General features: G+C 73.6%; 5 protein-coding genes. All 5 read left to right on the forward strand.

Annotation, left to right across the window (positions count from 1 at the left end):
• Window positions 1–118: 118 nt before the first annotated feature.
• The 5 genes from ACFVGY_RS05830 to ACFVGY_RS05850 all read left to right on the forward strand — a co-directional run bounded on the left by ACFVGY_RS05830 (window position 119) and on the right by ACFVGY_RS05850 (window position 5,900).
• Window positions 119–1,726 (forward strand): amino acid adenylation domain-containing protein, encoded by a 1,608-nt coding sequence (locus ACFVGY_RS05830; RefSeq protein WP_385671585.1) that lies wholly within the window; start codon window positions 119–121, stop codon window positions 1,724–1,726.
• Window positions 1,723–2,328 (forward strand): AAA family ATPase, encoded by a 606-nt coding sequence (locus tag ACFVGY_RS05835; RefSeq protein ID WP_385671587.1) that lies wholly within the window; start codon window positions 1,723–1,725, stop codon window positions 2,326–2,328. Before ACFVGY_RS05830 ends, ACFVGY_RS05835 begins: the two co-directional genes overlap by 4 nt.
• Window positions 2,325–3,152, forward strand: coding sequence for an aminoglycoside adenylyltransferase domain-containing protein (locus ACFVGY_RS05840; protein WP_385671590.1), 828 nt, complete (start codon window positions 2,325–2,327; stop codon window positions 3,150–3,152). The genes ACFVGY_RS05835 and ACFVGY_RS05840 overlap by 4 nt, the downstream gene beginning before the upstream one ends.
• Window positions 3,153–3,196: 44 nt before the next feature.
• Complete coding sequence (locus ACFVGY_RS05845) at window positions 3,197–4,612, forward strand: serine hydrolase domain-containing protein (RefSeq protein WP_385671593.1); 1,416 nt, start codon at window positions 3,197–3,199, stop codon at window positions 4,610–4,612.
• Between the two features lie 73 nt (window positions 4,613–4,685).
• Complete coding sequence (locus ACFVGY_RS05850; RefSeq protein ID WP_385671596.1) at window positions 4,686–5,900, forward strand: MFS transporter; 1,215 nt, start codon at window positions 4,686–4,688, stop codon at window positions 5,898–5,900.
• Window positions 5,901–6,021: the final 121 nt, after the last annotated feature.

A 6,021-nucleotide genomic window follows, 5' to 3' on the forward strand; every position in this document is an offset into this window, starting at 1 on the left:
CCCCCCCCCCGCCCCGCCCCGCCCCGGCCCGTCCGCCCCGGGCCCACCAGCCGCCGGCCGCCGGCCACCGGCCGCCGAGCGCCGGCCGCCCCTGTTCCACGGTTTCCACTGGAGAGCCATGTCCCACAGTCCTCACGCACCTGCCGCCTTCGAACGGGGACCGGTGCGCCCCTATCCGCGCGGTCTCACCCTGCCCCGGATCGTCGCCGACCGGGCCGCCCGCACGCCCGGCGCCACGGCACTGCGCTGGGGCACGACGGAGGTCACCTACCGGGAACTGGTCGTCCGCGCCCGGCGCCTGGGCGACCTGCTGCGCGACGTCCACCGGGTGGAGCGCGGAGCGGTCGTCGCGGTCCTCGACGCCCCGAGCGCCCGGGCCGTGACCCTCTTCCTCGGCATCCTGTACGCCGGGGCGGCCTATCTGCCGCTCGACGAGGCGAACCCGGTCGAGCGCAACCGGCTGATGACCGCCGACGCGGGAGCCTGCGTCGTGGTCGCCGCCGACCGGCACCGGGCCGAATGGCCCGGGGCGCTGTCGATGGAGGAGCTCATGGACCGGGTGTCCGGGCCGGTCCACCCCGACGATCCGGCAGGACCCGACCCGGACACCGGGCCGCTGGATGCCGCGTACGTGATGTACACCTCCGGTTCCACCGGGCGGCCGAAGGGCATCGCCGTGCCCCACAGGGCCGTCTCCCGGCTGGTGGTCAACACCGACTACGTGCGTCTGGCGCCCGGGGACACGGTGGCGCACGCCTCCAACACTTCCTTCGACGCCTCCACGTTCGAGATCTGGGGTGCCCTGCTCAACGGCGCGACGGCCGCCGGCCTGGACAAGGAGCTGCTGCTCCTGCCCGACGAGCTGCCGGACGCGCTGGCCGCGGCCGGGATCACCACGCTGTTCCTGACACCGGCCCTGTTCCACCTGCACGCCGCGCACGCCCCGGCCGCCTACCGGGGGCTGCGGGCCCTCCTGCTGGGCGGTGACGCGCCCGACCCGGCGGCGGCCCGGGAGGTGCTCGCCGCGGGGGCGCCCGGGCGGCTGCTGAACATGTACGGGCCGACCGAGGCCACGACGTTCAGTACGGGGCTCCTCGTCACCCCGCGGGCCGCGGCCGGGGGTGCGCTGACGATCGGACGCCCGATCGCGAACACCACGGTCCGCGTCCTCGCCGAGGGCCGGCGGGTGCCCGTGGGCGAGCAGGGGGAGCTCCACATCGGGGGTGACGGACTCGCCCTGGGCTACCCGGGCCGCCCGGAGCTCACCGCGGAACGCTTCCTCCCCGATGCCTTCCGGCCAGATGAGCGGCTCTACCGCAGCGGCGACCTGGTGTCCTGGAACCCGGACGGCACGCTCCGGTTCCACGGCCGGGCCGACCACCAGGTGAAGGTGCGCGGCTTCCGCATCGAACTGGGCGAGATCGAGACGGCGCTGCGTGCCCATCCGGACGTCACGGAAGCCGCCGTGATCAGCGAGGGCGAGGGAATGTCACGCAAGCTGATCGGCTTCATCGCGAAACGCAGCGGCGCACCCGAAAGCGACCTGGCGGCCGAGGTGGCCGAAAACATCTCCGCCCACCTCCCGTCCTATATGCTGCCGAGTGAGATCGTTTCCCTGCCGGCCCTGCCGATGAATGCGAACGGCAAAGTGGACCGAAGGCAATTGCCGAACCTGCGGAAGGTCCCGGGCCTTTTGCACTCCCTAGCGCGAGGAGCCGCCCTGTGATCGTCTGGCTGAACGGCCCCTTCGGCGGGGGCAAGACCTCACTCGCCCGGGAGATCGTCGCAACCCGTCCCGGCCACCGGCTCTACGATCCGGAGCTCGTCGGCTACCTGGTCCGCGACATGGTAGGCGAGCCGCCGAGCGGCGACTTCCAGGACGCTCCCATCTGGCGTTCCCTCGTGGTGCGTACGGCACTTGAGCTGCTGCACCACTACGGCGAACTGCTGGTCGTGCCCATGTCCGTGCTGCGCCCCGACTACCTGGCGGAGATCCACGGCGGACTGCGGGACCACGGGGTGGAGCTGCACCACTTCTTCCTGGAGGTCGACGCACCGGAGCTGCGCCGGCGGATCGAGGCCCAGGTCATCCACGAGGACGACCCCGTGCGCGACGCGGACGTGCGGAAATGGCGGCTGGACCAGGTGGAGCGCTGCCTGGCGGCCCGCCGGCTCATGCCGCGGGACACCGTATTCATCGATTCCCAGGGGAACACTCCAGAAGGAAACGCGGGAACGGTGATGGACATCGTGGCCCGGAATTCCCGCACGCCGCGCGACCTTTTTCCCCGTCCCACCGAAACAGAGAGTCCGGAAGCCACATTATGAGCAATCTGCCGGGGCACACGCCCGCTTCCGCCCTGCACCCCTCGGCCGAGGCCGTCGTGCGCACCTTTCTCGACACCGTCGACAGGCTGCGCCCGGATCTCGTCCAGGGCCTCTATCTGACGGGGTCCGTCGCACTCGGCGACTTCCGGCCGGGGCGCAGCGACGTCGACTTCGTCGCCGTCTGCGCCCGGCGTCCCGCACCGGACGACGTAACCGCCCTGGAGCAGGCGCACCGGGAGACCCGCGAGCGGCACGACCGGCCGTACTTCGACGGCATCCACGTCACCTGGGACGACCTGGCCGGGTCGCCGGCCGCCTGCCCGCCGGTGCCCTACGCCCAGGAGGGCTCCTTCCACGCCGCCGGCGACTTCGAGGTCAATCCGGTGACCTGGGCCGTGCTGGCCCGCAACGCCGTGGCCGTGCGCGGCCCCGCCGCGGGCACCTTCCCCGTGGGTGTCGACCGCACGACCCTGACCGGCTGGGCGCGGGCCAACCTCGACGACTACTGGCGCCGCTGGCACGCCGCGCACGGCAAGACGTTCTCCCTCATGGGCGTCGCGGCGCTGGGCGGCTGGGCTCCCGCCTGGGGCGTGCTGGGCGTGAGCCGCCTGCATTACACGGTGACCACCGGCGAGATCACCTCGAAGGCGGGCGCCGGCTCGTACGCCCTGCAGACGTTCGGCACGGCCTGGGAGCCCATCGTCTCCGAGGCCCTGCGGGTCCACAACGGCGACCCCGGCCCCGCCCGGATCCGGTCTCCGTTCCAACGGCGCGCCGACACCCTGGAGTTCGTGTCCATGGTGATCGAGGACGTCACGCGCTGAGCACCCGACGGGCCACCGCCCGCCCCCGTACGGAAAGGAATCGCATGACGGTCACAGGGATACCGGCTGCCGCACAGCCCGGGCCGTCCTCCGGAACACCGTTCACCGACGACCGGCTGCGCACGCTGCTGGCCGGGTCCGCACCCGGCCACGACGTCCCGGGCGCGGCGATCGCCGTGTCGTTCGACGGCGTCCTGCGCTCCGCCGCCCTGGGCACCGCCAATGCCCGCGTGGGCCTGGAGATGACCGCGGACACCCTGTTCCCGGTGGGTTCGTTCGGGAAGGTCTGGACGGCGACCCTGGTGATGCAGCTGGTCGACGAGGGCCTGATCGGCCTGGACGACCCGGTCCGCCAGCACCTGCCGGACTTCGCGGTCGCGGACGAGGAGGCCGCGCGGACGGTCACGGTCCGCCAGCTGCTCACGCACACCGCCGGGTTCTACGGCGACAGCTTCCAGGACTTCGGCCCCGGCCACGACGCCCCGGCGCGCTACGTCGCCTCCCTGGCGGGCGCCGCCCAGCTGCACCCGCCCGGCGCCCTGTTCTCCTACTCGAACTCGGGCTACGTCGTCCTCGGCCACCTCGTCACCACCGTGCGCGGAGGTACCTGGGACGACCAGGTGCGGGCCCGGATCGTACGCCCCCTGGGCCTGCGCGACGTGGCGCTCGACGGCGACGACGTCCTGCTCCACCGCAACAGCGTCGGGCACGTGGTCGGCGGGAACGGCAAGCCCCGGATCATCCCGCGCTCGGAGCGCATCCGGGCGGGGGTCGCCGCCGGCTCCATGCTGAGGCTGTCGGTGGAGAGCGCCGTGGCCTTCTGCGAGGCCCAGCGCAGCGGCGGACGCACCCCGGGCGGCAAGGAGCTCCTGGGCGCCGAGTCGGCAGCGCTGATGGTGCGGCCCTGGGCGGAGGTCCCCGGGGCCATCCTCGCCGACCGGTGGGGCATCGGCTGGGCGCTGTGGGACTGGAACGGCACCGGGGTGTTCGGCCACGACGGCGAGTACCGGGGCCAGGCCATCCTCATCCGCTGCGTCCCCGAGCACGGGCTCACCCTGGCCCTCGCCGTGAACGGCGGCCGGGCCCGCGACATGTACGACGACGTGGTACCCGCCCTGGTGGAGGAGCTCACCGGGGTACGGGCGCCGCGCACCGCCTGGGAGCCGGAGGGACCGGCCGCGGTCGACCCGGCCCGGTACACGGGGACGTTCAGCGGGCCGGACGCGCGCTTCACGGTCGTCCCGGCCCCCGACGGCGAAGCGCTGCTGATCACGACCGAGCAGCCGGACAGGGGGCCCGGGCAGGAGGGAGCCGTGCCGGACCGCTATGTCCGGTTGTCCGGGGACACGTTCCTGCGGGACCCGTCGAAGCGGGGGTCGTACCGTACGGTCTGCTTCGTCGGCGAGCCCGGCGCCCCGGCCGCGTACCTCCACAACAGCCGCGCCTATGCCCGGTCCTGAGCACACGGCGGACTCGCCGGGGGAGACGGCGGCACAAGCGGCACCGGCGGCACCGGCGGCAGCAGGGCCCGTCGTGCCGCTGACGCAGAACCGGGAATTCCGGATCATCTGGTTCGGTGGCCTCCTGGCCAGTCTGGGGGCGCAGCTCACGATCCTGGGCACGCCGCTGCTGGTGCTCTCGGAGACCGACTCCCCGGCCACCGCCGGTCTGATCGTCGCCGTCTTCGACGTGGTGCTGGTGCTCTCGCTGATCCCGTCCGGCGCGATCGTCGACGCGGTGGAGCGGCGCCGCCTCCTGCTGTGGTGCCGGTTCGGGGTCGGGTGCGGCGCGGGCACGGTGGCGGCCGGGGTGCTGCTGGGGTGGAGCGTGCTGCCCCTGGTCCTGGCGGTGGCGATCGCCGGTGCGATGCTCAGCAGCCTGTCGACGCCGGCGGCCAACGCCCTGATGCGCGCGGTCGTCCCGGCGGAGCAGCTGGGCCAGGCGACGGCGCGCCTCCAGGCGCGGTCCGCGATCGCGCAGTTGGGCGGACCGGCGCTGGGCGGGGTCCTGTTCAGTGTGGACCGGGCGCTGCCGTTCGTCGTCGAATCGGTGTGCCTGCTGTCGTCCTGCATCATCATGCTGCGGCTGCGGACCCGGTCCCGGCCGGACAAGCCGGAACGGCCGATGTCCCTGCGCCACCTGGGCGGCGGCCTGCGGTACATCTGGCAGCAGCCGTACCTGCGTGCGGTCGTCGCACTGCTCTCGGGCGTCAACCTGGCGTACAGCGGGCTGCTGCTGGTCGTGGTCACCGCCACCGAGCGGCTGGACCCGTCCGGGCGCTCCACCGGTCTGATCACGTCGGTGAGCGGGGCCGGCGCGCTGGTCGGCATCCTGCTGGCCGCCCGGCTGCGCGCCGAGCTGCGTCCCCGCGCGACGCTCGTCCTGAGCAGCTGGGCATGTGCGGGCGCGGTGCTGCTGGCGGGTTTCGCACCGGACCTGGTGCTGTTCGGTACGGCCATGGCACTGGGCTTCGTCGCGGCGGGGGCCATGAACGTGGTCCTGGGCAGCACCGGGCTGCTGGCCACACCGCACCATCTGCTGGGGCGGGTCCAGGGATCGGCGAACTTCCTGTCCATGAGCGCCCAGCCGGTGGGGCCGCTGCTCGCGGGTCTGCTCCTGGGCCACGCCGACGGCACGGCGGCGTTCCTGGCCTTCGCCGCCCTGTTCGTGGTGTCCGCCCTGATCGCTACGTGCACCGGCGGTCTGCGGCACGCGCCGACGGCTCCGGCTGCCCCGCAGGGGCCGTGAAGGCGCCCGGCGCAGGGACTGCACGGGGGGGGGGGTGGCGGGGGGGTTGGGGGGTTGTGGGGGTGGGGGGGGGCCCGGGCGGGGGGGGGGGACCGGCATGAGCGCGCGGGGGGGCCGCGCC

Source organism: Streptomyces sp. NPDC127106, from assembly GCF_042677605.1.
GTDB lineage: Bacteria > Actinomycetota > Actinomycetes > Streptomycetales > Streptomycetaceae > Streptomyces.

Coding starts and splice junctions, on each gene's coding strand:
- ACFVGY_RS05830 (WP_385671585.1), top strand. CDS start 119: ATGTCCCACAGTCCTCACGCACCTGCCGCCTTCGAACGGGGACCGGTG.
- ACFVGY_RS05840 (WP_385671590.1), top strand. CDS start 2,325: ATGAGCAATCTGCCGGGGCACACGCCCGCTTCCGCCCTGCACCCCTCG.
- ACFVGY_RS05845 (WP_385671593.1), top strand. CDS start 3,197: ATGACGGTCACAGGGATACCGGCTGCCGCACAGCCCGGGCCGTCCTCC.